Source organism: Pseudomonas sp. B21-017, assembly GCF_024749245.1.
GTDB lineage: Bacteria > Pseudomonadota > Gammaproteobacteria > Pseudomonadales > Pseudomonadaceae > Aquipseudomonas.
Map to the genome: position 1 here is coordinate 215,375 of NZ_CP087194.1, position 18,402 is coordinate 233,776.

General features: G+C 59.7%; 18 protein-coding genes and 1 pseudogene. 14 read left to right on the forward strand and 5 right to left on the reverse strand.

The features are described from left to right. Window positions 1-21 precede the first annotated feature (21 nt). Entirely contained in the window at window positions 22-540 is a 519-nt protein-coding gene (locus LOY28_RS00915) for a DUF962 domain-containing protein (protein WP_258612940.1), read from the reverse strand. 84 nt (window positions 541-624) lie between these two features. Between LOY28_RS00915 and LOY28_RS00920 the strand changes: the two genes are divergently transcribed. From LOY28_RS00920 to LOY28_RS00930, 3 genes are all read left to right on the forward strand, one after another. Next, window positions 625-1,311: a Crp/Fnr family transcriptional regulator gene (locus LOY28_RS00920; protein WP_018929359.1), complete on the forward strand. Its 687-nt coding sequence runs from the start codon at window positions 625-627 to the stop codon at window positions 1,309-1,311. A gap of 70 nt (window positions 1,312-1,381) precedes the next feature. After that, window positions 1,382-1,702 (forward strand): hypothetical protein, encoded by a 321-nt coding sequence (locus LOY28_RS00925; protein WP_258612941.1) that lies wholly within the window; start codon window positions 1,382-1,384, stop codon window positions 1,700-1,702. Between the two features lie 184 nt (window positions 1,703-1,886). Beyond that, entirely contained in the window at window positions 1,887-2,252 is a 366-nt protein-coding gene (locus LOY28_RS00930; RefSeq protein WP_018929357.1) for a response regulator, read from the forward strand. A 65-nt stretch (window positions 2,253-2,317) separates the two neighbouring features. Here the strand turns inward: LOY28_RS00930 and LOY28_RS29950 are convergent, their stop codons facing one another. Together LOY28_RS29950 and LOY28_RS29955 are read right to left on the reverse strand one after the other, a co-directional pair. Next, on the reverse strand, window positions 2,318-2,785 hold the full coding sequence (locus tag LOY28_RS29950) for a helix-turn-helix domain-containing protein (RefSeq protein WP_408981043.1): 468 nt from the start codon (window positions 2,783-2,785) through the stop codon (window positions 2,318-2,320). Then, a pseudogene (locus LOY28_RS29955) lies at window positions 2,777-3,321 on the reverse strand (AraC family transcriptional regulator); the annotation flags it as partial. The pseudogene LOY28_RS29955 and the gene LOY28_RS29950, both read right to left, overlap by 9 nt. Window positions 3,322-3,421: 100 nt before the next feature. On the opposite strand from LOY28_RS29955, the gene LOY28_RS00940 reads away from it, so the two are divergent. From LOY28_RS00940 to LOY28_RS00975, 8 genes are all read left to right on the forward strand, one after another. Continuing rightward, a complete protein-coding gene (locus tag LOY28_RS00940; RefSeq protein WP_258612942.1) occupies window positions 3,422-4,495 on the forward strand; it encodes a fatty acid desaturase in 1,074 nt (357 codons plus the stop codon). 429 nt (window positions 4,496-4,924) lie between these two features. Then, window positions 4,925-5,506, forward strand: coding sequence for an alpha/beta hydrolase (locus LOY28_RS00945; protein ID WP_064615794.1), 582 nt, complete (start codon window positions 4,925-4,927; stop codon window positions 5,504-5,506). Between the two features lie 62 nt (window positions 5,507-5,568). Continuing rightward, on the forward strand, window positions 5,569-6,501 hold the full coding sequence (locus LOY28_RS00950) for a sigma 54-interacting transcriptional regulator (protein WP_018929353.1): 933 nt from the start codon (window positions 5,569-5,571) through the stop codon (window positions 6,499-6,501). Between the two features lie 261 nt (window positions 6,502-6,762). Beyond that, complete coding sequence (locus LOY28_RS00955) at window positions 6,763-7,545, forward strand: MetQ/NlpA family ABC transporter substrate-binding protein (protein ID WP_007941045.1); 783 nt, start codon at window positions 6,763-6,765, stop codon at window positions 7,543-7,545. A 466-nt stretch (window positions 7,546-8,011) separates the two neighbouring features. Then, window positions 8,012-8,677, forward strand: coding sequence for an amino acid ABC transporter permease (locus LOY28_RS00960; protein ID WP_064615797.1), 666 nt, complete (start codon window positions 8,012-8,014; stop codon window positions 8,675-8,677). After that, window positions 8,658-9,317: an amino acid ABC transporter permease gene (locus LOY28_RS00965; protein ID WP_258612943.1), complete on the forward strand. Its 660-nt coding sequence runs from the start codon at window positions 8,658-8,660 to the stop codon at window positions 9,315-9,317. Before LOY28_RS00960 ends, LOY28_RS00965 begins: the two co-directional genes overlap by 20 nt. After that, the gene (locus tag LOY28_RS00970; protein WP_258612944.1) at window positions 9,314-10,096 is read left to right on the forward strand and encodes an amino acid ABC transporter ATP-binding protein; all 783 of its coding nucleotides are present in this window, start codon (window positions 9,314-9,316) and stop codon (window positions 10,094-10,096) included. The genes LOY28_RS00965 and LOY28_RS00970 overlap by 4 nt, the downstream gene beginning before the upstream one ends. Continuing rightward, window positions 10,093-10,974, forward strand: coding sequence for a transporter substrate-binding domain-containing protein (locus tag LOY28_RS00975; RefSeq protein ID WP_086944175.1), 882 nt, complete (start codon window positions 10,093-10,095; stop codon window positions 10,972-10,974). Before LOY28_RS00970 ends, LOY28_RS00975 begins: the two co-directional genes overlap by 4 nt. A gap of 79 nt (window positions 10,975-11,053) precedes the next feature. On the opposite strand, the gene LOY28_RS00980 is transcribed toward LOY28_RS00975, so the two are convergent. Next, complete coding sequence (locus LOY28_RS00980) at window positions 11,054-12,214, reverse strand: AAA family ATPase (RefSeq protein ID WP_258612945.1); 1,161 nt, start codon at window positions 12,212-12,214, stop codon at window positions 11,054-11,056. A gap of 302 nt (window positions 12,215-12,516) precedes the next feature. On the opposite strand from LOY28_RS00980, the gene LOY28_RS00985 reads away from it, so the two are divergent. From LOY28_RS00985 to LOY28_RS00995, 3 genes are read left to right on the forward strand one after another with little or no spacing between them, the layout of a single operon-like run. After that, the gene (locus LOY28_RS00985; RefSeq protein ID WP_064615805.1) at window positions 12,517-13,620 is read left to right on the forward strand and encodes an efflux RND transporter periplasmic adaptor subunit; all 1,104 of its coding nucleotides are present in this window, start codon (window positions 12,517-12,519) and stop codon (window positions 13,618-13,620) included. Continuing rightward, a complete protein-coding gene (locus tag LOY28_RS00990) occupies window positions 13,617-14,684 on the forward strand; it encodes an efflux RND transporter periplasmic adaptor subunit (RefSeq protein ID WP_018929345.1) in 1,068 nt (355 codons plus the stop codon). The genes LOY28_RS00985 and LOY28_RS00990 overlap by 4 nt, the downstream gene beginning before the upstream one ends. Further along, a complete protein-coding gene (locus LOY28_RS00995; RefSeq protein WP_018929344.1) occupies window positions 14,681-17,734 on the forward strand; it encodes an efflux RND transporter permease subunit in 3,054 nt (1,017 codons plus the stop codon). The genes LOY28_RS00990 and LOY28_RS00995 overlap by 4 nt, the downstream gene beginning before the upstream one ends. 3 nt (window positions 17,735-17,737) lie before the next feature. Here LOY28_RS00995 and LOY28_RS01000 read toward each other — a convergent pair whose 3' ends face one another. Beyond that, the gene (locus LOY28_RS01000) at window positions 17,738-18,367 is read right to left on the reverse strand and encodes a bifunctional 2-polyprenyl-6-hydroxyphenol methylase/3-demethylubiquinol 3-O-methyltransferase UbiG (protein ID WP_018929343.1); all 630 of its coding nucleotides are present in this window, start codon (window positions 18,365-18,367) and stop codon (window positions 17,738-17,740) included. Window positions 18,368-18,402 lie beyond the last annotated feature (35 nt).

Genomic DNA, 18,402 nt, shown 5'->3' on the forward strand with positions numbered 1-18,402 from the left:
GCTGCGATCTTTTAAAGCGGCCTAAGCCGCCGCATTTTTCGGATTGATTCGCACACCACCCACTCGCGCCTCGATCTGCTCTTTGAGCTCATGCCGCATCCCGAGCAAAAACGCCAACTCAGCCGCCACAAACAACGGCCCGACAATCAACCCCGTCACATCATCGACAAACGCCGGTTTACGCCCCTCGTAATGATGGCCGACAAACTGAATCGCCCAGCCCACCACAAACATCCCGATGCCGGCGCCAAGCCAGGCAAATGTGCTTTGCTGCGCAAGCACATGCCCCAGCCAGACCGATAGGCCCAGCAATACCGTCATCAGCACCCCCAGCCGCAGTTCCAGGCGCAGGTAAAACCACGCCGACACCAGTGACACCAGCACTGCCGGTGACAGCCAGCCCCCGGCCCATTGCGGACGCGACAGCAACACCGCGACCGCCACGACGATCAGGGGAATGCCCACGAAGTGGCTGGCGATATTGCGCGGATCACGGTGGTAGGCGGCGTATTGACTGAGATGGTCAACGAGGCTTTTCATTGTTATTCCTCCTGTAGGGTGATTGATGATGCCCCGGGTTCATCTCTCGCTCTGTCAGCCAGGCGACAATCTCCAGGAGTTTTCATGGACATGCAGGTTTGGCGTTCGCGCCTGATGACGGGGCAATGGTTCAGTCACTTGCCTGTTTCCTTACAGGATAGTCTGCTGGCAATCGCCAGGATTCGGCGCCTATCGCCGGGGCAACTGCTGTTCAAACGCGGTGATCCCCCGTGCGGGTTGTATGCGGTGCTTGAAGGTTCGGTGCGCATTGGCGCGGTGAATGAGCAGGGCAAGGAAGCGCTGCTAAGCCTGGTGGAACCGCCGCACTGGTTCGGCGAAATCTGCCTGTTCGATGGCCAGCCGCGAACCCATGATGCCTACGCCGTGGGCCAGTGCATTCTGTTGCACATCCCGCAAACGGCGCTGCTGGCATTGCTCGACGAACACCCGGTGTACTGGCGGCAACTGGCATTGCTGATGAGCCACAAACTGCGCCTGACCTTCATCAACCTCGAACAGCTGAGCCTGATGCCAGCCCCGGCGCGCCTGGCCCATCGCTTGCTGATGATCGCCGAGGGCTATGGTGAAATCGACCTGCCGCGCCGCGTTCTGCAACTGCCGCAAGAGCAATTGGCGTCGATGCTGTCGCTGTCGCGCCAGACCACCAACCAGATCCTCAAGGACTTGCAGGGGCAGGGAATACTCGGTCTGAGTTATGGTGAGATTGAAATTCTGGACTTGGAGAAATTACGGGCTACCTATCAGATATGACAGTAGATGGCCGAGGCTCACGAGGTGTAAAAGAAGATTGTCGAAGAAGACATCCAAAGGAGTTGGATCCATGAACGATAAGAACCAATACGAAGGTGTCGATACGCCGACACCGAAGGCCGTCGCTGCACCTGTGGTGAACTTACCGGTACCTGATAGCGACAACGAAAACCCTGTGGAATTCTCGGGCACTGGTGAAGAGGGCTGGTTAGTCCTGGTTTACTCCATACCCACCGATGGCCAAGCTATCGCCTCTGCTATTGTTAAAAACGGTAAGTGGTCGACATCGGTGAGCCTTGATGTACGCCGCTATTCTGCGTTTGCACTGCAAAAAGATAACCGTCAGACATCTGAGTGGACGGATATATTCGATTTCACCGTTACTCGTTGATTAGTGCATTGTCAAACCTATCATTCTGCCGCGCGCGGTGTGCGCGGCTTCAGTCTGATTGTCGAAAGCCTTGGCTTTATCACCAAAACCACACTCGACAACCCCTCAGCCGGAAAACCAAGTTTGTCATGGGCAACTCACTCGAAGGGGCTTAGCCTGTAAAGCTGAACAATCGAGGTGTGCCATGCGTGTGCTGTTAGTGGAAGACGAACCCGAGACCGCCAAGCTCCTGGCCAAAGGTCTGAGCGAAGCGAGTTATGCGGTGGATGTAGCGCTCAATGGCATGGACGGCCGACGCTTTATCGAGTCCGGCGAGTACCAACTGATCATCCTCGACGTCATGTTACCCGGCCTCAACGGCTGGCAGTTGCTGCAGCAGATCCGCAAGCTCGGCGATACGCCGGTGCTATTGCTCACCACCACGGACGGCATCGAGGACCGGCTGCGCGGGTTGGAGCTGCATGAGGATGATTACCTGCTCAAGCCGTTTACCGTCAGCGAGCTGGTGAAGCGGGTGCGCAAGCTGTTGCGGCGGGATCGGGGGCGGTAGCGGTTTCAGTGGTGCTTGAGAAATTGCGATGGGGGCCGGAAATCTCAACACGCCTTGGGAATCTATTACCGCAACCCATCCCGAAACTGCCCCGGCGTCATTCCCGTCCAGCGCTTGAACGCGCGGCTGAAGCTGCTGGTGTCGGCGAATCCCAATAGATAACTGACCTCGCTCAACGAGCATTGCGGGTCGCGCAGGTGCAGCAGCGCCAGGTTTTCCCGACTTTCGTTGAGCAGCGCATCGAACCGACAACCTTCGTCCGCCAGGTGTCGTTGCAGGCTGCGCAAGCTCAAGTGCAGTGCTTCGGCGATGCGATCGGCCGACGGTTCGCCCTCAGGCAGTTGCTCTTCAATGGCGTCGCGAACCTTGCGCTCCCAGGTCAGGGGCTTGAGTTGCGCCAGGGTGCGTTTGAGCACGGTCTCGTTGTGTTCGGCCAGTTCCGGGTTGGCGTCGTCCAGGTGGCTGTCGAAATCCACCAGGGCGAATTCCAGTCGGTCTTCCTCGGCGGCGAAATACACCGGCGAACGGAACACTTTGTGCCATTGATGCGGGTCGGCAGGTTCCGGACGGCGCAGATAAACCGCCAGCGGCGCGTAGTCGCGGCCCAGCCGGTTACGGCAGGTGCGCACGTAAATCGCCGCGAATGCGTCGATGGCTTCGAAGGCTGGTGCGGGGTTGCCTTGGGGATTTTCAGGCGGAAGCGGTAGCGATCCTCGGCGCGGGTCAACTCCAGGTCCAGCGCATCGCTGACCACCTGGTGATAACGCACGATGCGCTCGAACACTTCCCGCAAGCTGCCGCTGGCCACCAACGCATACCCGAGCGCATGGAACGTGGTCGGGCTGACAAACCGCGACACCCGCAAGCCAATCGCCGGGTCGCCACTGACCTGCACCGCGATTTCCCACAGGCGTGTGGTGCCGGACAACGGGTAACGGGCGTTCGGGTCGTCCATCAACTGCGGATCGAGCCCCGCCTGTCGGCACAGGGCGGTGCTGTCGAGGCCCAGCGCATCGAGCTGCTTGCGCAGGGCGCGGGTCCAGCTGGCGAGGGAGGTCGGTTCAGTCATGTCGATTGGCGCGTCCGGTCAACAGGTTGGCGTTCACGGCTACCGCTGTGTGAAGCATCACAGGGCAGGATGCGAACATCAATAACCAGAGGATGGAAGCATGGACGGTACTTCTGCAAGTCCCCAGCGACTGAATGCAGCACAACGATCAGCGCATATTCGCCAGGTGGTATTGGCCAAGGGCGTCGAGTTGCGTCGGCGCTACCCGATTCTCAACCATCAGGACGCCTTGGGTGCGGGCATCCTGGCCTTCGCCCTGGCCGGGATGATCGGTTCGGCAGTGCTCTATATCAACGGATACATGACCTGGTGGGCATGCCTGTTGGTCAACGCGTTTTTCGCTTCGTTGACCCATGAACTTGAGCATGACCTGATCCACAGCATGTATTTTCGCAAACAGCGGGTGCCGCATAACCTGATGATGGGCCTGGTGTGGCTGGCGCGGCCGAGCACCATCAATCCGTGGATCCGCCGCCATTTGCACCTCAACCACCACAAGGTGTCCGGCACTGAAGCCGACATGGAAGAGCGGGCGATCACCAACGGTGAGCCCTGGGGTTTTGCGCGGCTGTTGATGGTTGGCGACAACGTGATGTCGGCGCTTATCCGCATGCTGCGGGCCAAGACCTGGGCGCACAAGTTCAGCATCCTCAAGCGCTCCCTGAAAGTTTACGCACCGCTGGCGCTGATGCATTGGGGGGCGTGGTATGTGTTCCTCGGTTTTCACGCCGTCAACGGCATCGCGCATCTATCGGGGGCGCCCATCGAATGGTCGGCGACGACATTGGCGGTGATGCAAGTGATCGACATCGCTGTCGTGGTGATCATCGGTCCGAACGTGTTGCGCACGTTCTGCCTGCACTTTGTAAGCTCGAACATGCACTACTACGGTGACGTCGAGCCGGGGAATGTGATTCAGCAGACTCAGGTCTTGAACCCTTGGTGGCTGTGGCCGTTGCAGGCGTTCTGCTTCAACTTCGGCAGCAGCCACGGGATCCATCATTTTGTGGTGAAGGAACCGTTTTACATCCGCCAGATGACGGTGCCGGTGGCGCATGAGGTGATGCGTGAGATGGGTGTGCGGTTCAATGATTTCGGGACGTTTGCACGGGCGAACCGATTTGCGCACAAGGCGACCACAGAACCCCGTCAGGTGCATGCCGCCCAGGTTTGAGCAAGGCACCCGGAAACTCAAAGGCGAAAAACGCTCGTCATCAATTTGACCCAAAGGGACGCTAAGTTGTGACGCAAGCAGCGAGGGGTCGGCGATTGCCGAAGATGATTCGTATATGTGATTTAGGTCTAATAAAGTAATTAAATATTCCTTTATTGGATAACCGATTTCGCCAATCATCGGCTTCAGGATTGTTGATCAGCGCAAACAGATTTTGTGTTTCCGGGGCCGTCTCCTTGGCAGGGTGCGGCCCCTTTTTTATTACCTATGGAAAACACAAATCCCTGTGGGAGCGGGCAAGCCCGCTCCCACAGGGGATTTATTTAATATTCGATATGGGTCTTAATAAATAGCTTCTTATTCCTTAACGAATATAACTCTCCTCCCTATACTCGATCAGGAACAGACACACAGCAGGAGAGCTCCCCCATGCGCAACGAATCAATTCGCTACCTGATTGTGCCGGGCTGGCAAGGATCGCCAGAAGATCATTGGCAAACCCACTGGCAGAACAGTCTGCCAAACAGCGCGCGGGTGGAGCAGGCCGATTGGCTGACGCCTCGTCGTGAAGACTGGGTCGCAGCGTTGGCCGAGGCGATTGCCGCCGACAGCACGCCTGTGATCCTGATCGCCCATAGCCTGGGTTGCATCACCGTTGCCCATTGGGCAGCCACCGCGCCGCTGCAATTTTTGCGTCAAGTGCGCGGCGCCTTGCTGGTCGCGCCGGCGGACGTCGAGCGCCCGGCCTGCGCGCCGGCCCTGCGCAACTTTGCGCCGATCCCGACCCATTTATTGCCGTTCCCGAGCCAGGTCGTCAGCTCTGACAACGACGCCGCCGTGAGCGCGCCACGTGCGCTTGAACTGGCGCGTCAATGGGGCGCCGAGGCGGGGATTTTATCGGGGGCCGGGCACATCAACGTGAAGTCCGGTCACCGGCGCTGGGAGCAGGGTTTTGCCTACCTTTATCGGCTGCAGAACCGCATGGAGCAGCACGCCCTGCGCCGCGCTTGAACCTTATTCTTTTTCTTTAAAAATCGCCCCCGTCTCCCGGCGGTTTTGGGCGGGAGTCTGCCATGAGTTTGCATGAAACCTTCGGTCAGCCATTGCTGACCTTTCCCGATGCGGAGAAAAGCCCGCTGAGCATCCGCGCCAAGGCGCTGGTGTTTGTCGATCCGCGTTCCCGGCAATTGCGCCAGGAGCTGGAACAACTGGCGCCACGTTCGATCTCGGTGTTGATTCGCGGTGAAACCGGCAGCGGTAAAGAACTGCTGGCGCGGCACATCCACCGCGCCAGTGATCGTGGCGGGTTGTTCGTATCCGTCAATTGCGGTGCGATCAGCCCGACTTACGCCGATGCTGAACTGTTCGGCTATGCCGCCGGCAGCTACAGCGGTTCGGCCAGCAGTCGTGCCGGCTGGTTCGGCTCGGCCAATGGCGGCACCTTGTACCTGGACGAGATCGGCGACCTGCCGCTGCCGATCCAGATCAAGTTGCTCGCAGCCCTGGAAAACCACGAAGTCACCCGCGTCGGTGCGCACCAGCCGAGCCCGGTGGACGTGCGTCTGGTGGCGGCCACCAGCATCGATCTGGCCCAGGCAGTGGCGGCCGGAAAATTCCATGAGCGGCTTTATCACTACCTCAGCGAGGGCCAACTCGAACTGCCGGCCTTGCGTGAGCGGGTGGGCGATATTTTGTCGCTGGCCGAATACTTCCTCGGCATCTACAGCCAGCGCCTCGACCTGCCGGTGCCACTGATCAGCGAAGCCGCGCAGCATCTGCTGGAGCAACACAGTTGGCCGGGCAACACCCGGGAGCTGGAGAACGTCATTCACTTTGCGCTGCTGGTGAGTACTGGCGATGAGATTTTGCCGGAGCATTTGAATCTGCCCGAGGCGCCTGCATCGTTGCTACAGATCGAGCAGCAACTGAAAAAAATCCTCGGCAGCGGCTCCGCCGCCGAAAAAGAGGCCTTGAAAGACCTGCTCAAAGCGACGGGGCTTCTGTAGGAGCGAAGCTTGCTCGCGAATCAGACAACTCGGTCTGTCTGGAGGACGGCTTAGTGGGCAAGTCGCGCTCCTGCAGGGTCGTGCATGGATTTATGGAAGGGGGGCTGTATGAACAAAATGGAATATGAAAGTGAATAAAAGATATTGTTCGGGAATAAAAAATCCCGGTATCGTCCGCGTCACGCCAGCGATAGCACTTCACTGGCACCTAAACATTTAGCCGTCGTCGATGACGACCGTGATTTTCGATAAGGACACTGCATGAAAAAGGTTCTGTTGTTCACCGCATTGGCGGCTGCCCTGACCGCGGGTCTGGCCCAGGCTGGCGAGAAACTGGTGGTTGCGGCGACGCCGATTCCACATGCCGAGATTCTTGAACTGATCAAGCCTACCCTCGCCAAAGAAGGCGTGGACCTGGAAATCAAAGTCTTCACCGACTACGTTCAGCCGAACGTGCAGGTCGATCAGAAGCGTCTGGACGCCAACTACTTCCAGACCCTGCCGTACCTGAAAAGCTTCAACGAAGGCAAAGGCACGAACCTGGTGACTGTGATCGGCGTGCACGTCGAACCGTTCGGCGGCTACTCGAAGAAAGTCAAAACCCTGGCTGAGCTGAAGGACGGCGCAACCATCGCCATCCCGAACGAAGGCAGCAACAGCGGCCGTGCCCTGATCCTGCTGCAGAAGGCTGGCCTGATCGAGTTGAAAGACCCGAAAAACGCTTTGGCCACCCCGAAAGACATCGCCAAGAACCCGCACAATTTCAAGTTCAAGGAACTGGAATCGGCCATGCTGCCGCGTGTTCTGGACCAGGTCGATCTGGACATGATCAACACCAACTACGCGCTGGACGCGGGCCTCAACCCGGCTAAAGACGCGCTGGTGATCGAAGGTGCCGATTCGCCTTACGTGAACTTCCTGGTGGCACGTCCGGACAACAAGGACAGCGTTGCCATCCAGAAACTGGCCAAGGCCCTGACCAGCCCGGAAGTGAAGGCGTTCATCGACAAGAAATACAGCGGCGCGGTACTGCCGGCGTTCTGATTCACCGCCGTCTCGAACCCCTTCAAGGTTTCAAACGTCGACGGCTACTACAGCGTCGGCGTTTTTTATTGCGCCAAGATCAAAAGATTTCAGGCCACCCGCGTCTTCAACGCCTTGCGCAGCGCCACCAGCAATTTCACGATGTCCTGCGGATCCAGCCGCTGTGGCACGTTTACGTCAGCCATGTTCTCTTCCTTGTGATGGTTCGGCCGGGGGAGTCTGGCCAAAAGCTGCACGTCCTTGGAGGGGCATTTTGAAAAAAAGATCCCTCCTACAGCGCAAAGGAAAATAACCGTCCCCCGCTGCCGTCGCAAATCCGCAGAATAGTTTTTTGCGTGATATCAATATGCTTTAACGGTATTTAAATTCCTCTTTTTATACCTTTAAAGTTGGCGCCTGCCGGGTGGTTATCCACTGCCCATGGACTGCGCCATCGTCGCTTACCGAGCGGCGTACAGTATGTTCAATGACCTTCGATTACGCATTTATCCTCAGCACCGTGCCGGCGTTTCTCAAAGCCGTTGGCGTGACGCTGCAGGTCGGCTTCATCGCCATCGGCACTTCATTGCTGGTGGCGCTGGTCAACGCGACGATTCTGGTGTTTCGCACGCCTTACCTGCAGCGCCTGGTCGGGCTGTATGTGGAGTTGGCGCGTAACACGCCATTGCTGATCCAGTTGTTCTTCGTCTACTTCGCCTTGCCGGCCCTGGGCATCAAAGTCTCGGGCTTCGCCGCAGCGATCATCACCATGACCTTTCTCGGCGGAGCCTACCTCACCGAAGTCTTGCGTGCCGGCGTGGATGCGGTGCCCCAGGCGCAACTTGAGTCCGGTCGTTCAATAGGCTTGTCCCACGGGCAATTGCTGCGCTACGTGATCTTGCCGCAGGCCGGCATCCTCAGCCTGCCGTCGCTGTTCGCCAATTTCATATTCCTGCTCAAGGAAACCACTGTGGTCTCGGCGGTGGCGGTGCCGGAGATTCTCTACACCACCAAGAGCTACATCGCGCTCTATTACAAAACCTACGAAATGCTCGCCGTGCTGACGTTGATCTGCGTGCTGTTGTTTTTGCCGTTGTCGCTGCTGCTCAGCCGTCTGGAAAGGAGGCTCCAGCATGGCCAGTTCGGGTCTTGAGTTGCTCATGGTGTCGTTGCCGCAATTGGGCAAGGGCGCTGCACAAACCTTGTCGATTTCATTCCTGAGCATCGCCTTCAGCACCGTCGGCGGGGTGCTCTACGGCGTGTTGCGCACGCTGAATTCGACATGGCTCAACGCAATGCTGCGGGTTTATCTGGAATTGTTCCGGGCGATCCCGGTGCTGGTCTGGTTGTATTTGTTGTTCTTCGGCCTGCCGATTTTTTTCGGCCTGAGCATTCCGAGCTTCTGGTGCGCGGTGCTGGTGCTGTCGCTGTGGGGCGCCAGCGAAGTCGGGGAAGTGGTGCGCGGCGCCTTGCATTCGTTACCGCGCGGCCAGCGAGAAGCGGGATTGTCGATTGGCTTGAACGGCCCGCAACTCTATGGCTACGTGCTGCTGCCCCAGGCGCTGAAACGCATGACGCCGCCGACCATCAACATCTACACGCGGATCATCAAGACCAGCTCTCTGGCGGTGCTGATCGGCGTGGTGGACGTGATCAAGGTCGGCCAGCAGATCATCGAGCGCACCTACGAATCGGTACTGATCTACGGCGCGCTGTTTCTGTTTTTCTTTTTCATCTGCTACCCGCTGTCAGCCGCTTCCCGCGTGCTGGAGCGGCGCTGGACGCAAGCATGAGCGCATTGATCGAGTTCAAGGGTTTCAACAAGTTTTTCGGCGAGCAGCAGGTGCTCAACGGCATCGACCTGAAGGTGAGAACGGGCGAAGTGATCGTCATCCTCGGCCCCAGCGGCTGTGGCAAAAGCACCTTGCTGCGCTGCCTCAACGGCCTGGAAGTCGCTCACAGCGGCAGCTTGAATTTTGCCGGGCGTGAGTTGCTGGACAAGGGCACCGACTGGCGCGAAGTGCGTCAGCAGATCGGCATGGTATTCCAGAGTTATCACCTGTTTCCGCACATGAGCGTGCTCGATAACGTGCTGCTTGGCCCGGTGAAAGTGCAGAAGCGCGACCGCCGCGAAGCCCGTGCCCAGGCCGAAGCCTTGCTGGCGCGCGTAGGCCTGTTGGACAAGCGCGACGCGTTCCCGCGTCAGCTCTCCGGTGGTCAGCAGCAACGCATCGCCATCGTCCGTTCGCTGTGCATGAACCCCCAAGTCATGCTCTTTGACGAAGTCACCGCCGCCCTCGACCCGGAGATGGTCAAGGAGGTACTCGAAGTGATTCAGGGGCTGGCCCGCGAGGGCATGACCCTGCTGATTGTCACCCACGAAATGGCCTTCGCCCGCGCCGTGGCCGACCGCATCGTGTTCATGGACGCCGGGCGCATCCTTGAGCAACAACCCCCCGAGATTTTCTTTACGAACCCGCAAACCGCACGAGCGCAGCAGTTCCTGGAGAAGTTCTCCTTCGTCGCCGCACTACCCAAAACGACTCAAACAAAGGAATTGGAACTGCCATGAAAACTGCCAAGTCTTCTCTACTGCTACTCCCGCTATTCGGCCTGGCGCTGCTGGCCGGTTGCAACAAAACCGAAGAACCGGCCAAGCCGAAAGTCGCCAGCGTCAGCAGCGCACCGGCCGGTTACCTGGAAAAGATCAAAGCCCGGGACAAGCTGATTGTCGGCGTGTTCACCGACAAACCGCCGTTCGGTTTTGTCGATGAAGCCGGGCGCTACGTGGGGTTCGATACCGACATTGGCCGCCAATTCGCCAAGGATCTGTTGGGCGATGAAAACAAAGTCGAGTTCGTGGCGGTGGAGCCGGCGAGCCGGATTCCATTCCTGCAAAGCGACAAGGTCGACCTGATCCTGGCCAACATGACCGTCACCCCGGAGCGCAAGGAAGCGGTGGACTTCACCAACCCGAACCTCAAGGTGGCGGTGCAGGCGCTGGTACCGCAGGCCAGTTCAGTGAAGAACCTTGATGACCTGGCGACCCGCACGACTATCGTGACCACGGGCACCACAGCCGATGTCTGGCTGACCAAAAATCACCCGGACTGGAAACTGCTGAAGTTCGAGAAAAACTCCGAGTCCCTGCAAGCCCTGGCCAATGGTCGCGGCGACGCTTATGCGCAGGACAATCTGGTGCTGTTCAGCTGGGCCAAACAAAACCCGGGCTACCGTGTACTGGAACAGAAGTTGGGCGCCGAAGCACCGATCGCCCCGGCGGTAAAGAAGGGCAACATCGAACTGCGTGATTGGGTGAATGCGGAGTTGGCGAAGCTGGGTGAGGATAAATTTTTGCTCAAGCTGTACGACCAGTACGTGCGTAAAGAGCTGAGCGATGACACCAGGCCTGAGAGCGTGATTGTCGAGGGTGGGAAGTGGCAGGGGTGATTTGCTTCAGCTGATCGTTCCCACCTGTGGTGAGGGAGCTTGTTCCCTCGCCACAGAGCGAGGGAACGATCAGTGTGTCTCAGTCGGGCCAATACCACACCGGCTCATCCAGCATCCGCTGCCCGACCATCCCGGTCTGGCCGAAATCTTTCTCCAGCACAATGCAATTGCATTCCGGGTCTTGCTGCAATGCCGAGATCAAGCGCCGCGCATGGGACACCACCCACACCTGGCACTGTTCGGACGCTCGAATAATCAACCGCGCCAACGCCGGCAACAAGTCCGGATGCAGACTGGTTTCCGGCTCATTCAGTACCATCAGCGTCGGCGGCCGGGGTGTCAGCAATGCCGCGACCAGCAACAGATAGCGCAACGTCCCGTCCGACAATTCGGCGGCGGACAGTGGCCGCAACAACCCTTCCTGATAAAACTCGATTGCAAATCGGCCACCTTGCAGCAATGCGATGTTCAGCGTCGCGCCGGGGAACGCATCGCTGATCGCCGCCTGCAAGGCTTCGGGATCGCCGATTTCGCGGATGGTCTGTAATGCCGCCGCGAGGTCGCGACCGTCGTGGTGCAACACCGGCGTGCGAGTGCCCAGTTGTGGTTGTCGCGCCGGAGCTTCGGCATCGCTGCGAAAGTGATCGTAGAAGCGCCAACGGCGGATGAATTCACGCAGCTGCAAGACTTCCGGCGAGGTACGCAAGCTACCAACCTGATCGAACAGACTGTCGAAATTCGGTGTGCGCTGGGCCAGCACCTCCCAGTCGCGTCCGGCCCGTGTGCGAATCATCGGGCCGTCACGATCCACCAGCAAGCTGGCCGGGCGATAGAACGGCCCGGACCAGATGCATTCCCTTTTGATTTCCGGGTCCAGAGAAAACGCGGAAAGACTCGGTTCCGCAAGGCCCAGCGCGATCGAGTAGCTGAAGTCTTCGCCGGCAAACCCCAGGCGCAGGCGCTTGACGCCGTGTCGCATGGTTGCCTGGACCGGGATTTCACCAGTGCGCATGCGCTGGGTGATGGTTTCCGGCCCGGCCCAGAAGGTCGAATCCAGCCCACCCTCGCGTGCCAAGCCATTGACCACTCCACCCTGAGCAGTTTCCGCCAGCAGACGCAAGGCGCGGTAGAGATTGGATTTACCGCTGCCGTTGGGGCCGGTGATCAGGTTCAGCCGTTCGAGCGGAATCACCAATTTATTGATCGAGCGGTAGTTGGCCACCGCGAGGGTTTTGAGCATGGGGAGCTTCCTGCTGCAGGGTCCGCCAGTTTGTCTTATCGTCGGCGACTGTGATCGTCTGTGACGAGGGAGCTTGCTCTTGCTGGGCTACGAAGCGGCTCAAAAAAGTTAAACGAGGTGTGTCAGGCAAAACGAGATAGCAGGTTTGCGTCTGTTGCGCAGCCGAGCGGGAGCAAGCTCCCTCGCCACAGGATAGTCCCCAGGCCATAAGGTACGTAGCAAACCCGTGCACCTGTTGAACCCTGTTCTAAGCTCACAGTCGTATCGTCACTGGCACGTACGTACAACGCAAAGGAGTCTGCATGGCGGGTCCTGGATTGAAATTAATGGTTGGCCTGAGCCTCTTCGCCTTGCTGACCGCCTGTGGTGAAAAAAAGCCCGTCGAGAAGGACCGTCCGCGAGTCTTCGTGCAAGAGGTCAAGCCAACCGATTACGCCGCCGCGGTGACACTCACCGGTGATGTTCAGGCCCGAGTCCAGACCGAGTTGTCGTTCCGCGTGGGCGGCAAGATCATCCAGCGCATGGTCGATGTCGGTGACCGGGTGTCGGCCAAACAAGTGCTGGCCAGGCTTGACCCCAAAGACCTGCAAACCAATGTCGATTCGGCCCAGGCCCAGGTGGTTGCCGAGCAGGCGCGGGTCAAACAGACTGCCGCCGCCTTCGTTCGCCAGCAAAAACTCCTGCCCAAGGGCTACACCAGCCAGAGCGAATACGACTCCGCCCAAGCGGCCTTGCGCAGCAGCCAGAGCGCATTGAGCGCGGCTCAAGCGCAATTGGCCAACGCCCGCGATCAACTGAGCTACACCGCGTTGATTGCCGATGCGCCAGGCGTGATTACCGCGCGCCAGGCCGAAGTCGGCCAGGTGGTGCAGGCCACGGTGCCGATTTTCAGCCTGGCCCGGGATGGCGAGCGTGACGCGGTGTTCAACGTTTACGAATCGCTGCTGACCGAGCCGCCGTCGGACCGATCGATTGTGGTCAGCCTGCTCGACAATCCGAAGGTCAAGACCACGGGCACCGTTCGGGAGGTCACGCCAGCGGTGTCCGCGCAGACCGGCACGGTGCAAGTCAAAGTCAGCCTCGACGGTCTCCCTGAAGGCATGCAGCTCGGCTCGGTGGTGAGCGCCACGGCCAAGCCAGTGGGTAAAACCGCAGTGGAACTGCCCTGGGCGGCCCTGACCAAAAACCTCAGCGACCCGGCCGTGTGGCTGGTGGACGCCGAGGGCAAGGCGCAGTTGCACACGGTCACCGTTGGCCGTTACCTGACCGGCAAAGTCATTGTCAGCGCCGGCCTCACCGGTGGCGAAAAAGTCGTCACCGCGGGCGGCCAGTTGCTGCACCCGGGCGTACGGGTGGAGGTCGTCGAAAATACCGATCAGACCCCAACCACAGGAGCCCAACCATGAAGCACCTGTTGCTGTTGTCCGCCGCTGTACTGCTGGTCGCCTGTTCCAAGGAAGAAGCGCCGCCAGAACCGGTGCGGCCGGTGTTGTCTGTGGAAGTGAAAGCGCTCCATCAAGAGGATCTCGGCCGGTTCGCCGGCAGCATTCAGGCCCGTTACGAAAGCAATGTCGGTTTCCGGGTGCCGGGGCGTATCGCCAGCCGCAATGTCGATGTCGGCGCCGAAGTCCAGAAAGGCGCCTTGCTCGCCACCCTCGACCCCACCGATCAGCAGAACCAGTTGCGCTCGGCCCAGGGTGACCTGGCGCGTGTTCAGGCGCAGCTCATCAACGCCCAGGCCAACGCCCGGCGTCAGCAGGAACTGTTCAATCGCGGGGTCGGTGCCCAGGCACAACTGGACATCGCCCAGACCGAACTGAAAACCACCCAGGCGTCCCTCGATCAAGCCAGGGCCGCCGTCAACCAGGCGCAGGACCAACTCAACTACGTCGAGCTGCGCACCGATCACAAAGCCATTGTCACCGCGTGGAATGCCGAAGCCGGGCAAGTGGTGACCGCCGGCCAGCAAGTGGTGACCCTGGCGCAGCCGGACATCAAGGAAGCAGTGATCGACTTGCCCGACACCCTGGTCGATGATTTGCCGGCCGACGTGGTGTTCCAGGTCGCCTCGCAGCTGGACCCGAGCATCACCAGCACCGCCATCGTGCGTGAAATCGAACCCCAGGCCCAAAGCGCGACCCGTACCCGTCGTGCCCGCCTGAGCCTGACTGATACGCCACCGGGTTTTCACCTCGGCACGGCGATCAGCGTGACCCTCAGCTCCGCCATCAAGCCGCGCCTCGAACTGCCGGCGAGCGCATTGCAGGAGGTCGATGGGAAAACACGGATCTGGGTCGTCGATCCACAGACGCAAACCGTTGCCCCAAGGGAGGTCAGCCTGGTCAGCCGGACCGACGACACAGTGGTCGTGGCCAACGGTGTGAAATCCGGCGAGCGGGTGGTCAGTGCCGGTGTGAACAGCCTAAAACCGGGGCAGAAAGTGAGAATTGATGAGGGCAGCCCGCAATGAAAGGGAGTTTCAACTTATCCGAGTGGGCCCTCAAGCATCAGTCGTTTGTCTGGTATTTGATGTTCGTCGCGCTGTTGATGGGCGTGTTTTCCTACCTGAACCTGGGCCGTGAAGAAGACCCGTCGTTCACCATCAAAACCATGGTGATCCAGACCCGTTGGCCCGGCGCGACCCAGGAAGAAACCCTCAAGCAGGTCACTGACCGGATCGAGAAAAAACTCGAAGAACTCGACTCGCTCGATTACGTGAAAAGCTACACCCGCCCCGGCGAATCGACGGTCTTCGTTAACCTGCTCGACACCACCAGCGCCAAGGACATTCCGCAAATCTGGTATCAGGTGCGCAAGAAGATCAACGACATCCGCGGCGACTTCCCGCAAGGCCTGCAAGGGCCGGGCTTCAACGATGAGTTCGGTGACGTGTTCGGTTCGGTGTATGCCTTTACCTCTGACGGCCTGTCAATGCGCCAGCTACGCGATTACGTGGAACAGGTGCGTGCCGAAATCCGTGAAGTGCCAGGGTTGGGCAAGGTCGAAATGATCGGCGAGCAGGATGAAGTGCTGTACCTGAACTTCTCCACCCGCAAACTCGCCGCCCTCGGCATCGATCAGCGCCAGGTGGTGCAGAGCCTGCAATCACAGAATGCCGTGACCCCGGCGGGAGTGATCGAGGCCGGCCCCGAGCGGATTTCGGTGCGGACCTCGGGGCAGTTTGCCTCTGAGAAAGACCTGGCCAACGTCAACCTGAAGCTCAACGACCGCTTCTACCGCCTGGCCGACATCGCCGACATCAGCCGTGGCTATGTCGATCCTGCCACCCCGGAGTTTCGTTTCAACGGCCAGCCGGCCATCGGCCTGGCAATCGCCATGAAGAAGGGCGGCAACATTCAGGCATTTGGCAAGGCGCTGCATCTGCGCATGAACGAGCTGACGGCCGACCTGCCGGTGGGCGTTGGCGTGCATAACGTTTCCGATCAGGCCGAAGTGGTGGAAGAAGCTGTCGGCGGTTTCACCAGTGCGTTGTTCGAAGCCGTGGTGATCGTGCTGATCGTCAGCTTCGTCAGCCTTGGCGTGCGCGCCGGGCTGGTGGTGGCGTGTTCGATTCCGTTGGTGCTGGCGATGGTCTTCCTCTTCATGGAATACAGTGGCATCACCATGCAGCGGATTTCCCTCGGAGCGCTGATCATCGCCCTCGGCCTGCTGGTGGACGACGCGATGATCACGGTGGAGATGATGGTCACGCGCCTGGAAATGGGCGAAACCAAAGAACAGGCGGCGACCTTCGCCTACACCTCGACGGCGTTCCCGATGCTCACCGGCACGCTGGTTACCGTCGCCGGTTTCGTGCCGATCGGTTTGAACGCGAGCTCCGCCGGTGAGTACACCTTCACGCTGTTCGCGGTGATCGCGGTGGCCATGCTGGTGTCATGGATCGTCGCCGTGCTGTTCGCCCCGGTACTCGGTGTGCATATTCTGAGCAGCAATGTGAAACCTCACGACGCAGAGCCAGGGCGCATCGGTCGGGCGTTCAATGGCGGCCTGCTGTGGGCCATGCGCAATCGCTGGTGGGCCATCGGTATCACCGTGGCGCTGTTCGTGCTCTCGGTGTTTTCCATGCAGTTCGTGCAGAACCAGTTCTTCCCGTCCTCGGACCGCCCGGAAATCCTCGTCGACCTGAACCTGCCGCAAAACGCCTCGATCGCCGAAACCCGCAAAGCCGTGGACAAGCTCGAAGCGACGCTCAAGGGCGACCCGGACATCGTGCGCTGGAGCACCTACATCGGCGAGGGTGCGATCCGTTTCTACCTGCCTCTCGACCAGCAGTTGCAGAACCCGTACTACGCGCAACTGGTGATCGTCAGCAAAGGCCTTGAGTCACGCACGGCGCTGACTGCTCGTTTGCAAAAGCGCTTGCGTGAAGACTTCGTCGGCATCGGCAGTTACGTCCAGGCCCTGGAAATGGGCCCGCCGGTGGGGCGTCCGATTCAATACAGGGTCAGCGGTAAAGACATCGATCAAGTGCGCAAACACGCGATCGCCCTGGCCACTGAACTGGATAAAAACCCGCACATCGGCGAGATCATTTACGACTGGAACGAGCCGGGAAAAGTGCTACGCATCGACATCGCGCAAGACAAGGCGCGGCAACTGGGGCTGTCGTCGGAAGACGTGGCGAACCTGATGAACAGCATCGTCGTCGGCTCGCCGGTGACGCAGGTCGATGACGACATCTACCTGATCGACGTGGTCGGCCGCGCTGAAGATGCCGAGCGCGGCAGCCCGGAAACCTTGCAGAACTTGCAGATCGTCACCCCCGGCGGCACTTCGATACCGCTGCTGGCGTTCGCCACGGTGCGCTACGAACTGGAGCAACCGCTGGTATGGCGTCGTGACCGCAAACCGACCATCACCATCAAGGCTGCGGTGCGCGACGAGATTCAGCCGACCGACCTGGTGAAGCAGTTGCAACCGGACATCGACAAGTTCGCCGCCGGTTTGCCGGTGGGCTACAAAGTCGCCACTGGCGGCACGGTGGAGGAAAGCGGCAAGGCCCAGGGGCCGATTGCCAAGGTGGTGCCGTTGATGCTGTTTTTGATGGCGACCTTCCTGATGATCCAGTTGCACAGCGTGCAGAAGCTGTTCCTGGTGGCCAGCGTCGCGCCGCTCGGCTTGATCGGCGTGGTGCTGGCGCTGATCCCGACGGGCACGCCCATGGGCTTCGTGGCGATCCTCGGGATTCTGGCGCTGATCGGCATCATCATCCGCAACTCGGTGATTCTGGTGACCCAAATCGATTCTTTCGAGAAGAGCGGTTATACGCCGTGGGACGCGGTGGTGCAGGCCACGGAACATCGGCGTCGGCCGATTTTGTTGACGGCAGCGGCGGCGAGCATGGGGATGATCCCGATTGCCCGGGAAGTGTTCTGGGGGCCGATGGCCTACGCGATGATTGGCGGGATCATCATCGCCACCTTGCTGACGCTGCTGTTTTTGCCGGCGCTGTATGTGGCCTGGTACAAGGTACGCGAGCCGAAGAAACAAGCGCCGTAACGATCAGTCGGCTCGACGCCAAACGCTGGCCAACCAAGGCTGCTGCTCCCGCGGCAGCCCTGCCGGCCGGTAGTAATGCTCAAGCTCCACAAACCCCGCCTCGGTCAGCATTTGTTGCCACGCCGCCAGGTCGTAATACGCCCCATAACGCGGTCCGTTCCAGCCTTCCTGATTCTCGCCACGGGGATTGGAACTGAACAACACACCGCCCGGCTTCAATGCCGCGCGCAGTTGCTTCAACACCCTGGGCAACTCCTGACTCGGGACATGAAACAGCACCGCATTGGCAAAAATCCCGTCAAACCGCTCGGCTGGCAGATCGAGCTTCAGGAAGTCCTGCTGCCAGACCTCACACCCGCTGTCGTCCCGAGCCATCTGCGCAAGCTTTTCCGAACCGTCGAGCCCGATGGCGATGTGGCCCAGGCGGGTGAAGGTTTTCAGGTCGCGGCCGGGGCCACAGCCAAAGTCGAGAATGCTGAAGGGCGCCTCACCCTGGATGTGCCGCAACAGGGCATCGATGTTCTGGCTGACATCGTGATCGCGAGTGCCTTCACGGAAGTCCTCGGCCACCGCATTGTAATGGCCCAGGGTGGTAGAGGTGATCTGCTCCAGGTCGGCGGGAGTCTGTTTCATGGTCGGCTGCACAGAAAAAGAAAGAAGCACTGACT

Excerpts from the sequence above, each read along its gene's own strand:
- LOY28_RS00915 (WP_258612940.1), bottom strand. The coding sequence starts at position 540 with ATGAAAAGCCTCGTTGACCATCTCAGTCAATACGCCGCCTACCACCGT.
- LOY28_RS00920 (WP_018929359.1), top strand. The coding sequence starts at position 625 with ATGGACATGCAGGTTTGGCGTTCGCGCCTGATGACGGGGCAATGGTTC.
- LOY28_RS00925 (WP_258612941.1), top strand. The coding sequence starts at position 1,382 with ATGAACGATAAGAACCAATACGAAGGTGTCGATACGCCGACACCGAAG.
- LOY28_RS00930 (WP_018929357.1), top strand. The coding sequence starts at position 1,887 with ATGCGTGTGCTGTTAGTGGAAGACGAACCCGAGACCGCCAAGCTCCTG.
- LOY28_RS00940 (WP_258612942.1), top strand. The coding sequence starts at position 3,422 with ATGGACGGTACTTCTGCAAGTCCCCAGCGACTGAATGCAGCACAACGA.
- LOY28_RS00945 (WP_064615794.1), top strand. The coding sequence starts at position 4,925 with ATGCGCAACGAATCAATTCGCTACCTGATTGTGCCGGGCTGGCAAGGA.
- LOY28_RS00950 (WP_018929353.1), top strand. The coding sequence starts at position 5,569 with ATGAGTTTGCATGAAACCTTCGGTCAGCCATTGCTGACCTTTCCCGAT.
- LOY28_RS00955 (WP_007941045.1), top strand. The coding sequence starts at position 6,763 with ATGAAAAAGGTTCTGTTGTTCACCGCATTGGCGGCTGCCCTGACCGCG.
- LOY28_RS00960 (WP_064615797.1), top strand. The coding sequence starts at position 8,012 with ATGACCTTCGATTACGCATTTATCCTCAGCACCGTGCCGGCGTTTCTC.
- LOY28_RS00965 (WP_258612943.1), top strand. The coding sequence starts at position 8,658 with ATGGCCAGTTCGGGTCTTGAGTTGCTCATGGTGTCGTTGCCGCAATTG.
- LOY28_RS00970 (WP_258612944.1), top strand. The coding sequence starts at position 9,314 with ATGAGCGCATTGATCGAGTTCAAGGGTTTCAACAAGTTTTTCGGCGAG.
- LOY28_RS00975 (WP_086944175.1), top strand. The coding sequence starts at position 10,093 with ATGAAAACTGCCAAGTCTTCTCTACTGCTACTCCCGCTATTCGGCCTG.
- LOY28_RS00980 (WP_258612945.1), bottom strand. The coding sequence starts at position 12,214 with ATGCTCAAAACCCTCGCGGTGGCCAACTACCGCTCGATCAATAAATTG.
- LOY28_RS00985 (WP_064615805.1), top strand. The coding sequence starts at position 12,517 with ATGGCGGGTCCTGGATTGAAATTAATGGTTGGCCTGAGCCTCTTCGCC.
- LOY28_RS00990 (WP_018929345.1), top strand. The coding sequence starts at position 13,617 with ATGAAGCACCTGTTGCTGTTGTCCGCCGCTGTACTGCTGGTCGCCTGT.
- LOY28_RS00995 (WP_018929344.1), top strand. The coding sequence starts at position 14,681 with ATGAAAGGGAGTTTCAACTTATCCGAGTGGGCCCTCAAGCATCAGTCG.
- LOY28_RS01000 (WP_018929343.1), bottom strand. The coding sequence starts at position 18,367 with ATGAAACAGACTCCCGCCGACCTGGAGCAGATCACCTCTACCACCCTG.